At 60.1% G+C, this 17,610-nt stretch carries 14 protein-coding genes and 1 pseudogene; 1 reads left to right on the plus strand and 14 read right to left on the minus strand.

What is annotated here, in order from left to right:
• Positions 1-235 precede the first annotated feature (235 nt).
• On the minus strand, positions 236-2,872 hold the full coding sequence (ppc, locus tag AC1MEE_RS19020; protein ID WP_480411130.1) for a phosphoenolpyruvate carboxylase: 2,637 nt from the start codon (positions 2,870-2,872) through the stop codon (positions 236-238).
• Positions 2,873-3,117: 245 nt separating this feature from the next.
• Here ppc and AC1MEE_RS19025 point away from each other — a divergent pair, with 245 nt between their 5' ends.
• On the plus strand, positions 3,118-3,453 hold the full coding sequence (locus tag AC1MEE_RS19025; protein WP_480411131.1) for a pilin assembly protein: 336 nt from the start codon (positions 3,118-3,120) through the stop codon (positions 3,451-3,453).
• Positions 3,454-3,517: 64 nt separating this feature from the next.
• Here AC1MEE_RS19025 and AC1MEE_RS19030 read toward each other — a convergent pair whose 3' ends face one another.
• The 13 genes and pseudogenes from AC1MEE_RS19030 to AC1MEE_RS19090 all read right to left on the minus strand — a co-directional run bounded on the left by AC1MEE_RS19030 (position 3,518) and on the right by AC1MEE_RS19090 (position 17,601).
• Positions 3,518-3,847, minus strand: a complete 330-nt coding sequence (locus AC1MEE_RS19030) for a PA3694 family proteiin (protein ID WP_480411132.1) — start codon at positions 3,845-3,847, stop codon at positions 3,518-3,520.
• On the minus strand, positions 3,844-4,779 hold the full coding sequence (locus AC1MEE_RS19035) for an alpha/beta hydrolase (protein ID WP_480411133.1): 936 nt from the start codon (positions 4,777-4,779) through the stop codon (positions 3,844-3,846). The genes AC1MEE_RS19030 and AC1MEE_RS19035 overlap by 4 nt, the downstream gene beginning before the upstream one ends.
• Before the next feature lie 107 nt (positions 4,780-4,886).
• Positions 4,887-6,197, minus strand: coding sequence for a flavohemoglobin expression-modulating QEGLA motif protein (locus AC1MEE_RS19040; protein WP_480411134.1), 1,311 nt, complete (start codon positions 6,195-6,197; stop codon positions 4,887-4,889).
• Between the two features lie 36 nt (positions 6,198-6,233).
• Positions 6,234-6,779 (minus strand): hypothetical protein, encoded by a 546-nt coding sequence (locus AC1MEE_RS19045; RefSeq protein ID WP_480411135.1) that lies wholly within the window; start codon positions 6,777-6,779, stop codon positions 6,234-6,236.
• Between the two features lie 25 nt (positions 6,780-6,804).
• Positions 6,805-7,521: a TetR/AcrR family transcriptional regulator gene (locus tag AC1MEE_RS19050; RefSeq protein ID WP_480416273.1), complete on the minus strand. Its 717-nt coding sequence runs from the start codon at positions 7,519-7,521 to the stop codon at positions 6,805-6,807.
• A 188-nt stretch (positions 7,522-7,709) separates the two neighbouring features.
• Positions 7,710-9,212: a lysine--tRNA ligase gene (gene lysS, locus AC1MEE_RS19055; protein WP_480411136.1), complete on the minus strand. Its 1,503-nt coding sequence runs from the start codon at positions 9,210-9,212 to the stop codon at positions 7,710-7,712.
• Between the two features lie 85 nt (positions 9,213-9,297).
• Positions 9,298-10,393, minus strand: a protein-coding gene (gene prfB / locus AC1MEE_RS19060) for a peptide chain release factor 2 (protein WP_480411137.1) whose coding sequence is annotated in 2 segments (ribosomal slippage) — positions 9,298-10,320 and positions 10,322-10,393 — 1,095 coding nt in all. Because the reading frame shifts where the segments join, the coding sequence is not laid out codon by codon here.
• A 241-nt stretch (positions 10,394-10,634) separates the two neighbouring features.
• On the minus strand, positions 10,635-11,645 hold the full coding sequence (locus AC1MEE_RS19065) for a diguanylate cyclase domain-containing protein (RefSeq protein ID WP_480411138.1): 1,011 nt from the start codon (positions 11,643-11,645) through the stop codon (positions 10,635-10,637).
• Positions 11,646-11,690: 45 nt separating this feature from the next.
• Entirely contained in the window at positions 11,691-12,701 is a 1,011-nt protein-coding gene (gene cheB, locus AC1MEE_RS19070) for a chemotaxis-specific protein-glutamate methyltransferase CheB (protein ID WP_480411139.1), read from the minus strand.
• The gene (locus tag AC1MEE_RS19075; protein WP_480411140.1) at positions 12,698-15,070 is read right to left on the minus strand and encodes a response regulator; all 2,373 of its coding nucleotides are present in this window, start codon (positions 15,068-15,070) and stop codon (positions 12,698-12,700) included. The genes cheB and AC1MEE_RS19075 overlap by 4 nt, the downstream gene beginning before the upstream one ends.
• Positions 15,067-15,756 (minus strand): chemotaxis protein CheW, encoded by a 690-nt coding sequence (locus tag AC1MEE_RS19080; RefSeq protein ID WP_480411141.1) that lies wholly within the window; start codon positions 15,754-15,756, stop codon positions 15,067-15,069. Before AC1MEE_RS19080 ends, AC1MEE_RS19075 begins: the two co-directional genes overlap by 4 nt.
• Positions 15,753-17,068: pseudogene (locus AC1MEE_RS19085) on the minus strand (CheR family methyltransferase). The gene AC1MEE_RS19080 and the pseudogene AC1MEE_RS19085 overlap by 4 nt, the downstream one beginning before the upstream one ends.
• Entirely contained in the window at positions 17,065-17,601 is a 537-nt protein-coding gene (locus AC1MEE_RS19090) for a chemotaxis protein CheW (protein ID WP_480411142.1), read from the minus strand. The pseudogene AC1MEE_RS19085 and the gene AC1MEE_RS19090 overlap by 4 nt, the downstream one beginning before the upstream one ends.
• Between the last annotated feature and the right edge of the window lie 9 nt (positions 17,602-17,610).

A 17,610-nucleotide genomic window follows, 5' to 3' on the forward strand; every position in this document is an offset into this window, starting at 1 on the left:
GGGGCCAATCTCAAAAAAGGGTTTTAGCCAATCGGCCAAAGGCTGATCAAGATACACAGCAGACTAATCCCACACAAGCCGCCGAAAGTAGCAGTAACCCATGGCCAACCGCCGTTCAAAAGTACACCTGTCTGCAGGTACGACTTGGCGCAACCTTATGAGGATGCGTCTTTTAGGATCGAGATAGTGCCATTTCATGACAGACGCTGCCCACGTCGGGCAGTGTCTGCATCCCTCAGCCAGTATTGCGCAACCCGGCGGCGATGCCCGCTACAGACACCAGTAGCGCCCGTTCCAAAGGACTATCCAAAGCTGCCTCACGCTTGCGCGAACGGGCAAGAAGCTCGGCTTGCAGCAAGTGCAGCGGATCGAGATAGGTATTACGCAGACTGATGAATTCCAGGGTTTCAGGGCTATGTGCCAGTAGTTGAGACTGACCGGTCAGCCCCAGGACCACGTTGCATGCCTGCGACAATAGGTCGCGTAAATGCGCGCCTAAATGTTGCAGACGAGGCTCCACCAGCCGTTCGTCGTACATCCGGGCAATATCGCTGTCGGCCTTGGCCAGCACCATTTCCAGCATATCGATGCGCGTACGGAAGAACGGCCACTGCTCGCGCATCTGCGCCAACAGGTCGCCCTCGCCTCGCTCCAGCGCCTTGCTCAGCGCCGCTTCCCAGCCGAGCCAGGCGGGCAGCATCAGGCGGGTCTGGGTCCAGGCGAAGATCCAGGGAATTGCGCGCAGGCTTTCCACGCCACCTTCGCGACGCTTGGCCGGACGGCTACCCAATGGCAGGCGGCCCAACTCCTGCTCCGGTGTGGCCTGGCGGAAATACTCAACGAACTCCGGATTCTCACGCACCACCGCGCGGTAAGCACTGACGCCATCGGCGGCCAGTTGATCCATCATCTGCCGCCACGCAGGCTCCGGCATGGGAGGCGGTTGCAGGGTCGCTTCAAGCACCGCCGCCAGATACAGATTGAGATTTTGCTCGGCGATGTCCGGCAGACCGAATTTGAAGCGAATCATCTCGCCCTGCTCGGTGGTGCGGAAACGCCCGGCCACCGAACCCGGCGGCTGCGACAGAATCGCCGCGTGCGCAGGACCGCCGCCACGTCCGACCGTCCCGCCGCGACCATGGAACAACAGCAATTCGACTTGCTGCTCGCGGCAGATCTCCACCAGTTTTTCCTGCGCTCGGTATTGGGCCCAGGCAGCCGCCGTGGTGCCTGCATCCTTGGCCGAGTCGGAATAGCCGATCATCACTTCCTGCGGGCCTTGAAGGCGCAAGCGGTACCCCGGCAGGCCAAGCAACTGTTCGATCGCCGGGCCCGCGTTATCCAGATCGGCCAGGGTTTCGAACAGCGGCACCACACGCATCGGTCGTTGCAGCCCGGCCTCTTTGAGCAGTAGCTGAACGGCCAGCACATCGGAAGCCGCGCCCGCCATCGAGATCACGTAAGAGCCCAACGACGCAGCAGGCGCTGCCGCCACTTCACGGCAGGTCGCAAGGACTTCGGCGGTGTCAGCGGCGGCTTTGAAGTGGCCAGGCAGCAATGGCCGACGGTTGTTCAGCTCACGCAGCAGGAAGGCGATGCGGGTTTCTTCATCCCATTCCTCATAACGACCCAGGCCCAGATAGTCGGTGATTTCGGTCATCGCCGCGCTGTGGCGACTGGAATCCTGACGCACGTCCAGACGCACCAGAAACAGACCGAACGTGACCGCACGACGCAGACAATCCAGCAGCGGCCCGTCGGCGATCACGCCCATACCGCATTCGTGCAGCGACTGAAAACACAGTTGCAGCGGCTCCAGCAGGTCACGGTTGTTCTGCAGAACGTTATCGGGCGCCGGTTGCGTAATCGTCAGCGACGATTGCGCCCAGTTGCGGGTCGCTCGCAGGCGTTCGCGCAGTTGCTTGAGTACCGCTCGGTAAGGTTCGGCGCTGTCACCCGCCGCTGCACGCAATTCGGCGCTGGCCTGCTGCATGGAGAGCGCAGCCGCCAATTGATCGACATCACGCAGGTAAAGATCAGCGGCCATCCAGCGCGCCAGCAGCAAGACTTCGCGAGTAACTGCGGCGGTGACGTTCGGGTTGCCATCCCGGTCGCCGCCCATCCACGAGGCAAAGCGTATCGGCGCCGCCTCCAGCGGCAAGTGCAGCCCGGTCGCGGCATACAAAGCGTGATCAGCTTTGCGCAGGTAATTGGGGATCGCATGCCACAGCGAATGCTCGATCACGGCAAAGCCCCACTTCGCTTCATCGATAGGCGTCGGGCGGGTGCGGCGGATTTCTTCGGTATGCCAGGCTTCGGCGATCAGCCGTTGCAGGCGCACGGTGATTTGTTCGCGCTCGGCAGCACTCAAATCGCGATGATCCAGAGCGGCCAACTGTGCGGCGATGGCGTCGTACTTCTGAATCAGGGTTCGCCGCGCCACTTCGGTCGGGTGAGCGGTCAATACCAGCTCGATTTCCAGCTTGCCCAACTGTCGGGCCAGGGCCTCGGGGCTGTGACCGGCGCTTTTCAGACGCTCAAGCAACTCAGGCAATACGCGGGATTCAAAAGGTTGCGGCTGAGGGTCTTCGCGGCGGTGAATGAGCTGATACTGCTCGGCGATATTGGCCAGGTTCAAAAACTGGTTGAACGCTCGCGCCACTGGCAGCAGCTCGTCTTCACCCAGCTCGTCCAGGCTTGAACTCAACTGCTCGGTGCCCGCCGCAGAACCACGGCGCCCGGCTTTGGCGCCCTTGCGAATACGCTCGATCTTGTCGAGAAACTCCGGGCCCCGTTGCTCACGAATGGTATTGCCCAGCAATTCACCCAGCAGGTGAACGTCCTCACGCAAACGTACATCAATGTCGGCCATATACCCTCCTCTCCAGCGTTTCCGGACGGATGCTGCTCAGCCTTGGCACAGACCAGACTGAACCAGCGCGCAAAAATCTGATCTATCAAGAGTGCACAGCGCGGCAGGTTCTGACAAGCGCGCAACCGTTTGCTGTTGTCCCGAGCTTACATTCCAGGGAGATGGGGCTAATCTCATAAATGAGTCGTACAACGACTCGCTACTCCGATTGTGCCCGCCACGAGTGGGCAAACCATGAGGTCCATATGAAAATCCGTGAGCTCGCCAAACACTGGGAACAGAATTCCAAAGGACGCCTGACCAAAACTGGCTATGCGATTCATTTGGATGTCGAATCTGCTGCACGTCTGGCCGCGATTACCGAGATGTACCCCAAACATCATCCCGAAGAGCTGCTCGGCGAATTGATTGGTGCTGCATTGGTAGAACTCGAAGCCAGCTTCCCATATGTCAAAGGGAACCATGTTGTGGCCACTGACGAAGAGGGTGATCCACTCTACGAAGACATCGGTCCTACCCCACGCTTCCTCGCCCTGTCGCGACGTTATCTGCATGATCTGGCCGAAAAGGCTGACGCGTAACAAACTGATCTGATCGTTCCCACGCGGACAGTTCGGCGCCCCGACGCGGGAATGATCAAAGCCTTTACGGCTGCAACTGCTGCGGCGTCTCTTCGCCCATGCAATGCACAGCCTGTTTGCTGCCGTTGACCAGCACACCGCTGAGGCCTTTCTGCTCGGTGTCGAACAGCACCAACACACCGTCGATGCACTGCGCCACTTCAGTGGCCGGATCCAGAGATATCTTGTAGTCCTGCCCGGGGGTGGTCTTGAGCATGGTGAATTCGTTGAGCAACAGCGCATCTTCAGGCTTCGCGAAATGCAGATATCCGTAGTACCAGAGGGTGCCTACGGTGCCGAGAATGCAGCAGATGCCGGTGATGATCAGGGGGATTGCGTTACGTTCTTCGCTCATTGCGGACTCTCTGAAGGTTCAATTTCCGAATTCTGTTGTGCCGGCTGCGCAGCTGAGGCGCTGGGGTAATTCGGCACTTCGGCCAAACGTCGCAGGCCATTGAAGTGCTGCGGATCCTCCAGGTAGCGCAGCATCACCTGACGCCATGTCGGGTCAAAGAAGGTCTGCACATGTCCGCCCCGCGTCAATTGCAGCACCCGCGGCGGGGGCGCAGCTTGATACAGACTGATACCGTTGGAAAGAGGCACAAGCGAATCATCCAGGCTCTGGAAAATCAGCATCGGCGTGCCCGCCAATTGCGGCAGGCCCTTGATTGCGCTGTCCGCGTCCGGAATCAGCCACGACAGCGGGGTCTGCAAGGGCCAGGTCAACCAGGAGGTGCCAAGGGTATAACGCGCGACGTCGCGGTAGCTGGCCGGTGCACCGTCGAGTACCAGCGCCTTGAGCCGGGCCCGTTGTTGCGGATGTTCGGCCAGATAATGCACCGCTATCGCGCCGCCTAGGCTTTGCCCGAGCACCACCAGTGGCTTGCCCTGCACTTCAGGTGCCTTGCTCAACCAGTCGAACGCCGCGTCGACGTCCTGATAAATCGCCGGGAGGCTCGGTTCGCCCTGCGACAGTCCGTAACCGCGATAGTCCAGCAGCAGCACCTGGTAGCCCTCTTCGGGCAACCACCAACTCCCGCCCAAATGCCAGGCCAGATTGCCGCCATTGCCGTGCAGGTGCAGCACCGTGCCCTTGACCGGCACCCCGGCCTTGGCTGGCAGCCACCAGCCATGTAACTGAGTGCCGTCAGCGGCAGTCAGCGTGACATCACGGTACTGAAGGTGCGCTTTTTCGGGGGTAAACGGCAGACCTGGCTCCGGGTAAAACAGCAGCGAGCTGCAACCGGTGAGGGTCAGGAGCAAGGCCAGCGCGCCGAAAATCTTCACCTGTTTTCCTTCTGATGTGTGGTGGCTGGGCTGACGTCATCGCGGGCAAGCGCGCTCCTACAAGGGAACGCGATCACTGTAGGAGCGCGCTCGCCCGCGATGAGGGCCTAAAGGATGTTCGAGTAATCCGCCTCAATCCGATCCAGGCTCAGGTGATTCAAGAAGTTGGAGAAGCACATCCACGCGGACAAAGCGTTCATGTCGCGAAATTGTTCGGGCAGGTATTTGGGCGGTACCACCAGACCTTCATCGACCAACTGGCGCAATGTGCGCATGTCTTCAAGGGTGGTTTTGCCACAGAACAACAAGGGCACCTGCTCAAGCTTGCCTTTGCGCACGGCCAACTGAATGTAGTTGTAAACCATGATGAAGCCCTTGAGGTAGGACAAGTCTTTGGTGAATGGCAGGCCATTGGGCACCGAACCACGGAATACGCGACTGGCGTTGCCGTAGCTTTCAGGCATGCCGAAGCCCTGTTCGCGATAGAACTCGAAGACCTGCAAGAAATCAGCGCCCTCCTCGGCCATGTGGATGGCGCGGGTGCGGTTGGTCAGTTTGCGCAGACGGCTTGGGTAAGACGCGAAGGCGATCACTTCCATCAGGATCGCCAGCCCTTCCTGGGTCACCGTGGACGATGGCGGCCCCTTGGACAGGAAGGTGCAGATCGGCTGATTCTGGCCATTCAGCGTGGTGCCGACATGCACCAGCCCCTCGTGCACTTCCAGTGCGCGCACATCGCGCTCGTTGAACATCGCGTCGGAGCGGATCTTGATGTAATCGGCACCCGCCGCCGCGTCAGCAACGATACCGTCGGACTCGAACACACGAATGGTCTCTTCCGCCTCACCAAACACCTTGTTCAGTCGGCCCTGGAGCATATTGACCGCCTCTTTGGCGGTGAGGATTTTCGGCTCGTCCTTGAGATCGCCGCGCCCGGCGATGTTGTTCAGGTAATCGGAAAGCATCAGGCCCAGATCGGACAGGGTCGGGTCACCAGCATGGAAGGCGTCGGATGCGGCGCCATACAGTTCCTGAGAGATCAGACCGAAGTCCGGCGTACCCCGCGCTTCGAGCATGCGGATCACCATGCGGTATTCCTTGCACATGCGCCGCATGATCTGCCCGACCGGGTTGAACTGGCCCAATTGGCGGGTGATGTCACGCTCGATGTTCTGGAATTCCAGCTTCACCGCGTTGGAGTCAAAAGACAGCGGCCGATTCTCGTAGTAGGCACGGTCCACGGCGGGCATTTCCTTGCCCTTGGCCTGGAGGAAGCCCTTGCGGATACTCTCGTCCCACTTCACCGCGTCGAGTACACGAATCGGCGTTTGAGCCACTACAATGCGGTCCGACAATGCACGGATAGTCTGCTGGTAATCGTCCACCCGGTACTCCTTGATAAGGTTGCTGGTCACCATTGGCGGCGCTATCGACTCACCATGGATGAGGCGCCGCTATTTGGCCAGGCGCTGATAACGCGCCATTTCGAGGAAAACATCGGAGTTCGCCGGATCGTCGAGCCAGGTAAACACTTGGGCCAGGGGACTGGTGACCAATACACCGGCGCCCTTCTCGGTTTCCAGCGTGTCGCCGGCCAGAACGTTCTGCTCGATCAACTGATTGATCCGGTCGACGTCGAGGTTGTAGACCACCAATTCGTGGTTTTCGGTCAACTCGAAGCCTGCGATGACAAAATTGGCCCCGTATTTCTTCGGCAAGCCCGCCGACAGGTACCAGCGGCTGCCGTGACGCGACACTGTGAAAGCGTACTCATCGCGGTTCTTGCGATCACCCTTACGGTAGCTGACGGCTTTGTACTCATCGGCACCCGAGCGTGTGACTTCAAGCTCAAGCGCTTCACCCCAGGCGTTTTTGCTGGTCCATTTGCCAAGCAGGCCCACGGGCGCCGCGTCGTTGGCGGGAATCGGATCCTTGAAGGTCACCAGACAGCCGCTCAACAGCACGAACGACAAGGCGATGACCACACGCCAGGCTTTCATTGGGATCTCCTGAAAATACGCATACTCACTCGCAGGGCTTCGCGGCACCCAACACCAAATGCATGTAACGGGTAAGGATGCCGAGCATTTCTTCGTCTGCGTGTGGCTGCGGGCCGTCGAGCAGGCCCTGATATTCCATCCGGCCGATAATCCCCGTCAACACTTGAGCGTCCTGATGCGACTGAGAAGAACCCATGACCTGCAGAAACTGACAGGTGCCCTGCAGCAAAATCTGCTGATGCGCGCTGACCAACTGGGCCAGTCGCGGGTTGAGCAAGGCTTCATGGTGGAAGGCATGTTCGGCGATCAAATGCTCGCGCCGCGTCATCAATTGGCGGCGCAGGTATTCCATGACCATCAAGGCAATTTCATCGGCCAGTTGGGCTCGGGCACCGGGACTGCCATCGCTGCGAGCGACCATTTCGCGCAGGATCACTTCGGTGTTTTCCCACAGCTTGGCCATGTAGGCAGCGCTGCGTTCGACGTATTGGGCGAAGGCATCGGTGAGCAAGTCGTCGATGTCTTTGAAGTAATAGGTGGTGGCTGCCAGCGGCACGTTCGCTTCGGCAGCCACCGCACGATGACGCACGCCCCGCACGCCATCGCGTACGACGATGCGCATGGCGGCATCGAGAATGTCCTGCCGGCGCTGTTCACTGCCCTGTCGGCTGGCCTTGCGGCCTTGATACTGAACACTCTGCGCTACTGCTGTGGCAATACCAGCAGCACCCTTTTGAGCGATCGTACGGTTCACGACAGGTTTTCCTTTTGAATGGTTGTTGTCTGGACTGACGCCATCGCGGGCAAGCCCGCTCCTACAGTTGATCGAGTACCCCTGTAGGAGCGGGCTTGCCCGCGATGAGGCCAATCCAGACGCTAAATAACTCAACATAAAAAAGCCGCCCTTACGAGGCGGCTTTTTCACAACATTTACGCTTGTGGGCGCATATGCGGGAACAGGATCACGTCGCGAATCGACGGGGAGTTCGTCAGCAACATCACCAGACGGTCGATGCCGATGCCTTCACCGGCGGTCGGCGGCATGCCGTACTCCAGCGCGCGAACGAAGTCGGCGTCGTAGTGCATGGCTTCGTCGTCGCCGGCGTCCTTGTCGGCCACCTGCGCCATGAAACGCTCGGCCTGGTCTTCCGCGTCGTTCAACTCGGAGTAGGCGTTGGCGATTTCACGGCCACCAATGAACAGCTCGAAACGGTCGGTGACGTTCGGGTTGTCGTCGTTGCGACGCGCCAGCGGCGACACTTCGAACGGGTACTGGGTAATGAAGTGCGGCTGCTCCAGCTTGTGCTCGACCAGCTCTTCGAAAATCATCACCTGCAGTTTGCCCAGACCTTCGAAGCCCAGCACCTTGGCGCCGGCCTTCTTGGCAATGGTGCGGGCCTTGTCGATGTCTTGCAGGTCGTCAGCGGTCAGCTCAGGGTTGTACTTGAGGATCGAGTCGAACACCGACAGACGCACGAACGGCTGGCCGAAGTGGAATACCTTGTCGCCGTACGGCACGTCGGTGCTGCCCAGAACCAGCTGCGCCAGTTCGCGGAACAGTTCTTCGGTCAGGTCCATGTTGTCTTCGTAGTCGGCGTAAGCCTGGTAGAACTCCAACATGGTGAATTCAGGGTTGTGACGGGTCGAAACACCTTCGTTACGGAAGTTGCGGTTAATCTCGAAGACTTTCTCGAAACCACCGACAACCAGACGCTTTAGGAACAACTCGGGCGCGATGCGCAGGAACATGTCCAGGTCGAGGGCATTGTGGTGCGTTTCGAACGGCTTGGCCGCCGCGCCACCGGGAATGGTTTGCAGCATCGGCGTTTCGACTTCCAGGAAGTCACGCTTCATCAGGAAGCTGCGGATGTGCGCAATCACTTGCGAACGCACGCGGAAGGTGTCGCGGACTTCTTCGTTGACGATCAGGTCAACGTAACGCTGACGGTAGCGCTGCTCGGTGTCGGACAGGCCGTGGTGCTTGTCCGGCAGCGGACGCAGGGACTTGGTCAACAGACGCACGTTGGTCATTTCGACGTACAGGTCGCCCTTGCCGGAACGCGCCAGGGTACCTTCGGCGGCGATGATGTCGCCCAGGTCCCAGGTTTTGACCGAGGCCAGGGTTTCTTCCGACAGCGTCTTGCGGTTGACGTAGACCTGGATGCGACCGGTCATGTCCTGGATCACCATGAACGAGCCACGGTTGAGCATGAGACGACCCGCGACCTTGACCGGAATCGCTGCAGCCAACAGCTCTTCCTTGGTCTTGTCGACATACTGCTTCTGCAAATCATTGCAGTAGCTGTCGCGGCGGAAGTCGTTGGGGAAGGCCTGGCCCTTGGCGCGCTCGGCAGCAAGTTTTTCCTTGCGCAGAGCGATCAGGCTGTTTTCTTCCTGTTGCAGGTCTTGCGGGTCGAGTTGTAGGTCGCTCATGTCTTTAAATTTTCCATCACGGGTTCGTTGCCCTCGCCGTCAGGACGAGGGACTTGAATCGGGGCTGCTTTATCAGGGCTTGGGGTTACAGCCCTTGCTTGAGGCTGGCCACAAGGTACTCATCGATATCGCCGTCGAGCACGTTGACGCAGTCGCTTCTCTCGACACTGGTACGCAGATCCTTGATCCGCGACTGGTCGAGCACATACGAGCGAATCTGATGACCCCAGCCGATATCCGACTTGGTGTCTTCCAGGGCCTGCGAAGCGGCGTTGCGCTTCTGCACTTCCTGCTCGTACAGGCGTGCCCGCAACATTTTCATCGCGGTGTCTTTGTTCGCGTGCTGCGAACGTTCGTTCTGGCAGCAGACCACGGTGTTGGTGGGTACGTGGGTGATCCGTACCGCCGAGTCAGTGGTGTTAACGTGCTGACCACCGGCACCGGAGGAGCGATAGGTATCGATCCGCAGATCCGACGGGTTGATGTCGATTTCGATGTTGTCATCGATTTCCGGCGACACGAACACCGCCGAGAACGAGGTGTGACGACGGTTACCGGAGTCGAACGGGCTTTTACGCACCAGACGGTGCACGCCGATCTCGGTACGCAGCCAGCCAAAGGCGTATTCACCCTTGATGTGCACGGTCGCGCCCTTGATCCCGGCAACTTCACCGGCGGACAGTTCCATGATGGTGGCCTCGAAGCCCCGTTTATCCGCCCAGCGCAGGTACATGCGCAGCAGGATGTTGGCCCAGTCCTGAGCCTCCGTACCGCCGGAGCCGGCCTGGATATCCAGATAAGCGTTGTTGGGGTCCATCTCGCCGCTGAACATCCGACGGAATTCAAGCTTCTCCAGCGACTCGCGCAGGCGCTCGACTTCAGCCGCCACGTCATCCACGGCGCCCTGATCTTCTTCTTCAGCGGACATCAGCAGCAGGTCTTTGGCGTCGACCAGACCGGAGGACATCTCGTCCAGGGTGTCGACGATCTGCGCCAGCAAGGAACGCTCGCGGCCCAGGTTCTGTGCGTATTCGGGGTTGTTCCAGACACTCGGATCTTCAAGCTCGCGATTGACTTCGGTCAGGCGCTCATGCTTTTGATCGTAGTCAAAGATACCCCCGAATAGTTTCGGAACGCTCGGACAGGTCCTTGATGCTGTTTAGGATCGGGTTGATTTCCATGGTGGGCAGCACTCGTAGGCGAACTTTTGAAAGCCGACGAGTATAACCCACTGGAGACCGCTAAGGCAGGTGCTGCAGGAGTTTGTGCGATCAACAGCATATATCTGTAGGAGCGCGCTTGCCCGCGATGGACTGCGAAGCGGTCCCAAAATGCTGAGCGCAGTTCAGCTGTCAGAATCGAGTTCGCTGATTTTGCGGCTGCTCCGCACCCGATCGCGGGCAAGCGCGCTCCTACACAGATCTAACTCACGCCGACCACCACCTGATTGCGCCCATTGTTCTTGGCCGCGTACAAACCCTTGTCGGCGGCCAGAATCAGTTGACGGCTGTTGGAACCCGGCTGCGGGGTCATGGTGGCCAGGCCGATGCTGATGGTCAGGGTGGCACCCGGCGCAGGGGAGGAGTGCGGAATGGTCAGGCCGGCCACGGTCTGACGCAGTTTCTCGGCCAGCAGTCGCGCCCCGCCCGGCGAAGTGGTGGGCAGCACCAGGGCGAACTCTTCACCGCCGTAACGCGCCGGCAGGTCGGAAGGACGACTGCAACTCTCGCGAATCGCGTTGGCGACCTGACGCAGCGCTTCGTCGCCCTCCAGATGACCGAAACTGTCGTTGTAGGCCTTGAAGAAGTCCACATCGATCATCAGCAACGATAACTGGTTTTGCTCACGAAGCGCCCGGCGCCATTCCAGCTCCAGGTACTCATCGAAATGACGGCGATTGGACAAGCCGGTCAAGCCATCGGAGTTCATCAGGCGCTGCAACACCAGGTTGGTGTCGAGTAACTGCTGTTGGCTGACGCGCAACGCCCGGTAGGCTTCGTCGCGCTGCAACAGGGTCATGTATGAACGTGAGTGATAGCGAATGCGTGCCACCAGCTCGATATTGTCCGGCAGCTTGACCAGATAATCGTTGGCCCCGGCCGCGAACGCCGCGCTTTTGATCAGCGGGTCTTCTTTGGTCGAAAGCACGATGATCGGGATATCGCGGGTCTGCGGATTGTTGCGGTATTCGCGAACCAGGGTCAGACCATCGAGACCCGGCATCACCAGATCCTGCAGAATCACCGTTGGCTTGATCAGGATGGCCTGGGCAATCGCCTGATGCGGATCAGCGCAAAAATGGAAGTCGATGTTGTCTTCCTTGGCCAGACCACGGCGCACCGCTTCACCAATCATCGCCTGATCGTCGACCAGCAGCACCATCGCTGAGTTTTCGTCGGCTTTCCTGAAATCATCCATCTGCAAATCACGCATGTCGGGCCTCCTGCTCGCCAGCTAGACGTGAACTCACCTGAAAAGTCATTGGGCGAACGCCTCCATCAATCTGGGCGCAATTTTTTCCAGCGGTCGAATCTCGACAGCGGCATCAATGGCCGCGGCAGCCTTGGGCATGCCGTACACCGCACTACTGTGCTGATCCTGAGCAATAGTCAGAAATCCTTGCTGGCGCATCAATTTAAGTCCTTGAGCACCATCGCGTCCCATACCCGTCAGCAACACACCCACCGCATCACCACTCCAGTAGCGGGCCACACTCTCGAAAAAGACGTCGATAGAGGGCCGATAAATTTCGTTTACAGGCTCGGCGGTATACGCCAGATTGCCGTTTTTCATTAAGCGAATATGGTGATTGGTCCCCGCCAGCAAGACCGTGCCGCTTTGTGGCGGCTCACCGTCGCGGGCCAGCCGCACAGGCAAGCCCGAGGCCGTGCTCAGCCATTCAGCCATACCCGCAGCGAAGACCTGATCGACATGCTGTACCAGCACGATAGCCGCCGGAAACGTTGCGGGCAGGCCTTTCAGTAGTATTTCCAGGGCCGCCGGGCCGCCTGCGGAGGAGCCGATGGCCACCAATCCGTGACGTTGCACGGTCGCGCGCAGGGGCGTGGCGACGGTACTCACGCGGCTGTCACGCTGACCGATCAGCCAGCCGATATTGAGGATCTTGCGTAACAACGGTGCCGCCGCATCCTTGGGATTGCCCGCACCCAGAGCGGGCGTGTCGACCACGTCCAACGCGCCGTAACCCATGGCCTCGAACACCCGATGGACGTTTTTCTCTCGATCCACGGTGACGATGACAATGGCGCATGGAGTCTCCGCCATGATCCGCCGGGTGGCCTCGACACCGTCCATGACCGGCATGATCAGGTCCATCAGGATCAGGTCCGGGGTCAGCTCAGCGCAGCGCTCGACCGCTTCGGCACCATTGGCTGCGACCCAGACCACCTGATGCGCGGGCTCGAAAGCAATGGCTCGACGCAGGGCTTCCACAGCCATGGGCAAATCGTTGACGATGGCGATCTTCATCCTTGTGCATCCCCTATCAAATCCATCACGGCATCCAGCAAAGCGTCGTCATGGAAGCTGGCTTTGGCCAAGTAATAGTCCGCACCAGCATCCAGACCGCGGCGACGATCTTCTTCACGATCTTTGTACGACACCACCATCACCGGCAGTGACTGCAAACGACTGTCCTGTCGCAACAGCGTGACCAGTTCGATACCGTCCATGCGCGGCATGTCGATATCGGTGATCAACAAGTCGAAGTCTTCGGCACGCAAGGCATTCCAGCCATCCATACCATCCACGGCCACGGCCACTTCATAACCGCGATTGAGCAGCAACTTGCGCTGCAACTCACGCACCGTCAACGAGTCGTCGACCACCAGCACGCGCTTTCGCGCCACGGTATCGACGTGCAGGCTACGCCGGTCGATGCGCTCCAGACGTCCGGTGTTGAGCAGTTTCTCCACCGAACGCAGCATGTCTTCGACATCGATGATCAACACCGCCGAACCGTCGTCAAGCAACGCGCCAGCAGTAATGTCCTGAACCTTGCCCAGACGCGGATCAAGGGGCAACACCACCAACGTGCGCTCACCGATGAACCGCTCGACCGCCACGCCATACACCGCATCACGCTCACGAATCACCACGACCTTGAGCACGTCCCCGATTGTCTGGCTTTGCGGGCGCTGGAGTAACTGACTGGCGGCCACCAGACCGACATGGCGCTCTTCGTGCCAAAAATGCTGGCGACCTTCCAGTTGCACGATTTCGTCGGCCTGCAAGTCACGCATGCGTTCGATATGCGCCAATGGGAAAGCGTAGGCCTCGCCGCCGACTTCGACCACCAGGCTGCGCACCACCGACAGGGTCAGCGGGACTTCAAGATGGAAACGGCTGCCCTGCCCCGCGCCCTGTTCGACTTCAATCGCCCCGCGCAGTTGACGGACCATATGCTGCACCGCGTCCAGGCCGACGCCACGCCCGGACACTTCGGTGACCTTGTCGCGCAGGCTGAAACCGGGCAAAAACAGGAAACTCAGCAGCTCTTCTTCGCTCAATTGCCCGGCCGTCTCGGCCGGCGACAACTGCCGTTCGACGATACTGCGGCGCAAACGGTCAAGATCGACACCCCCACCGTCATCACTGACTTCCAGCACCAGCAGGCCGGCCTGATGGGACACTTTGAGGTGGATCAGCCCTTCTGCCGGCTTACCCGCCAGCAGCCGCTGCTCAGGAGATTCGACACCATGATCCACCGCGTTGCGCAATAAATGCGTCAGCGGCGCCTCGAGTTTTTCCAGCACCTCGCGATCGACCTGGGTCTTTTCACCTTCAATCTCCAGGCGCACTTGTTTGCCCAACTCGCGTCCCAGATCGCGGACCATGCGCGCCTGCCCCCCCAGTACATCGGCAAAGGGGCGCATCCGGCAGGCCAGCGCCGTGTCGTACAGCTGTTGCGCCCGCCGGCTGGCGTGCCAACCGAACTCGTCCAGCTCGGTGGTCTGTTGGGTCAGCATCGCCTGGGCTTCGGACAACAAGCGCCGGGCCTCTTCCAGCGCCTCGTGGCTCTCGACGTTGACCCCAGCCTCCTTGAGGCTCGCCTCCAGGCTATCCAAAGCACGACCGCTGTTGTTTTGCAGGCGCTTGACCCGCTGCATCGTTGCCAGGTACGGCTTGAGCCGCTGGGTTTCGACCAACGCTTTACTCGACAGGTCGAGCAGGCTGTTCAGGCGCTCGGCGGTCACCCGCAATACGCGCTCCCCCCCATCGGTGGCCCGCCGGTTTCGGCGTTGCGCATAGGGCACTGCAGGGGCTGGGACTGGGACTGGGACTGGGACTGGAACAGGTTCCGGTTCGGCTTCGGGCGCAGGTGCATCCAGGCGCAACGCGGCAGCGATCAAGTCAGCAGTCGTCAGATCAGACGCTGACGCAGATAGAAGAGACTCAAGTGACGGCTGCGTCGGTGTTGTCGGTGCTGAGCGGACAGTGGCGGCCCCCGACACCAGCAACAGGTTCATTTGCACCACGTACGCGTCGATATCCGCCGGGCTGACGCCTGCGCTGCCGGGGGTCGCGATACGCATCAGCAAGTCGGTGCCGAGCAACAAGGCATCGATATGCTCGGGCCGCAGGGACAATCGGAATTCCTGGGCGCTGACCAGGCAATCTTCCATCACATGGGCCACGCTGACTCCGGCATCGACCCCGACAATCCGCGCCGCGCCCTTGAGCGAGTGGGCGGCACGCATGCAGGCTTCCAGATGATCGGCTTGCGTCGGGTTGCGCTCCAGCGCCAACAGACCAGCACTGAGCACTTGGGTTTGCTCTTCGGCCTCCAGCGTGAACAGCTCGAATAGCGATGAATCGCGCAATTGTTCTGGAGTCATGTGAAGCTCCGGGTCACCGCCAACAGCAGTTGATCTTCATCGAGCAGGCGTAGGCTGCGCGCCTTCCACTGCATGACGCCCCGGGTGTATTTGGCATTGGCGTGATCGCCGGAACTCGATGCCGAATCCAGTACGCGCTCGTCGATGGCATGAATGCCATCGACCTCGTCCACCGGCACCACGACCGGGCCATCTTGCGCGGCGACAATCAACATGCGCGGCATGATCCGCGCCGATTGGGTCACGGCTGGCGCGCTGTCCAGGCCCAGCAACTCGACCAGCGACATGCAGGCCACCAGCGCGCCGCGCACATTGGCAACGCCCAGCAACGCACGCGAACGCTGATGCGGCAAGGAGTGAACCACCTGCAACGGTGCCACTTCGACCAGGCAGCGAGTAGGCAACCCCAGCCATTCCTCGCCCAGGCGAAACACCAGGATCGAGCGGGTTTTAATCTCGCTGTGCGCCTCGCTGCCATAAGCCTGTACGCGATGTTCCTGAGCCAGGGAATAGCGATCGAGCAGGCGCGTGGCGGCGGCGGAATACACCGAGCAGTTACGGCAATGAATATGTTCAACCAGCAACGGGCAGGAGCGCTCGCCGTGAATACCGATACGGTTCCAGCAATCGTCGATTGCCTGGGCATCTTGCTGGATCACACTCAGTTCATTCAGCGAGGCGCTCATCGATTACTTTCCTCCTTGCTCAGGCCACGGGCGGCACGTTCCTGTAAGCGCCGGGCACCGGCGGTATCGCCCAGTGAAGCGAGCAAGGCTGCCAACTGCGCCAACGCTTCCGGATGCTGCGGTTGCAGATACAGCGCCTTGCGATACAAGGCCTGCGCCTCTCCCGCCTGGCCACCAAGTTCACTGAGCAGCCCCAGCCAATAAAACACCTGGGCCACAGGCTCATACAGTTTCAGGTAGCGCTCACAGGCCGCACGCGCTTCGGCGCTTTTGCCCTGATTGGCGAGGCTGGCGATGCTGGCCAACAGGCTGGCGGCATCGTGCTGTATGACATCGTGATGGGAGGCCACCGCGTCAGTGGAGAGCACTCTGGCGCTTGCGCTGGCCAACAGGCTTGGGGCAAACGGCCGAGGCTTGGCAGCCGACGGCAGATCAGCCACTGGCCGTGTCGAAGCCAATAGCGGTGTGCTCGAAAAAAGGGGGCGCGGGAAAAGGGTGTTCGAAAGTGGCTCTTCGACTTTTTCCGTCTGGCGGCTGAAGGCGAACGACTGCGCAAAGCCAATCGAGCGCATGCCCAAACGCGCCAGCAGGCTGCCTTCGGCCGGGCCGATAAACAACACGCCCTCTTCACGGGTCAGGCGCTTGAGCACGTTGAGGACCTGTTGTTGGGTTACCTGATCGAAATAGATCAGCAGATTGCGGCAGAACACGAAGTCATAGGTCGGTTGCGCCGCCAACAGACCAGGATCGAGCACATTGCCCGGCTGGAAATTGATCTGATCGCGCACCCGCTCATTCAGTAAATATCCGTCGGCGTCGGTGCTGAAATGCCGGTCACGAAAGGAGACTTGATCACCGCGAAACGAATTTTTGCCGTAAATCGCCCGCTTCGCCCGCTCGATGGACAAAGGGCTGATATCGACGGCATCGACCTGAAACTGCTGCGGGCCAATACCCGCGTCGAACAGGGCCATGGCGATGGAATAGGGTTCTTCCCCCGTGGAACACGGCAGACTGAGAATACGCAACGGCCGCGAGCCCATGAGCTGCGCCAACCGTGCCGACGCCAGCTTGCCCAGGGTCACGAACGATTCTGGATAACGAAAAAACCAGGTCTCAGGGACGATCACCGCCTCGATCAGTGCTCGCTGACCGAGGTCAGCAATAACTGCCAATAGTCGTCACTGTCCTGCGCCATCGACGCAGTGCAACGCTGGCGCACAGCACGCTCGATGATCGCTTCACCAACCGAGGTGACATCCAGACCGATACGCTCCTTGAGGAACGCGAAGAAGCGCGCATCGCTGCTCATGGCGCGTCCTCGAACAGCTCGACACTCAAGGGTTGCACGGGATAAAGCAGCTCGCGCACCGGATCGCTGAGCAGGTCTTGCACCCGAATCCATTGCAGCAAACCCTGTTCGTATTCACGCACAGGGCCAAGGTAGCGCGCCTCTCGGTTGTCCAGACCGTATTCCTTGAACTCGGCGGGCAGGCAACGCAGGGTGTCGGTAGCCTGTTCCAGGATCAGGCCGAGCAGTTGGGCCGACCGTTCGGCATCGGGCCGATAGTGAACCAGCACCAGACGGGTACTGGTCCGGGCCCGTGCCGGATGGCCAAACGTCAGCGCGCTGAGGTCGATCACCGGCACCATCACGCCGCGATGAGCGAAGACCCCCGCGACCCAATGCGGCGTCTGGGCGATGGGCTTGAGCTGCAAGTGCGGCAGCACTTCGGCGATGTCGACCGCCTCCAGGGCGTATCGCTCATCACCAATGCGAAACAACAAAAACAGCTTGTTCTGCGGCAACGCCGGGGCGCCACGCTTGGCCGAAAGCTCGATCATCGTTCGGTC

It is taken from the genome of Pseudomonas sp. ASL3 (assembly GCF_056680425.1).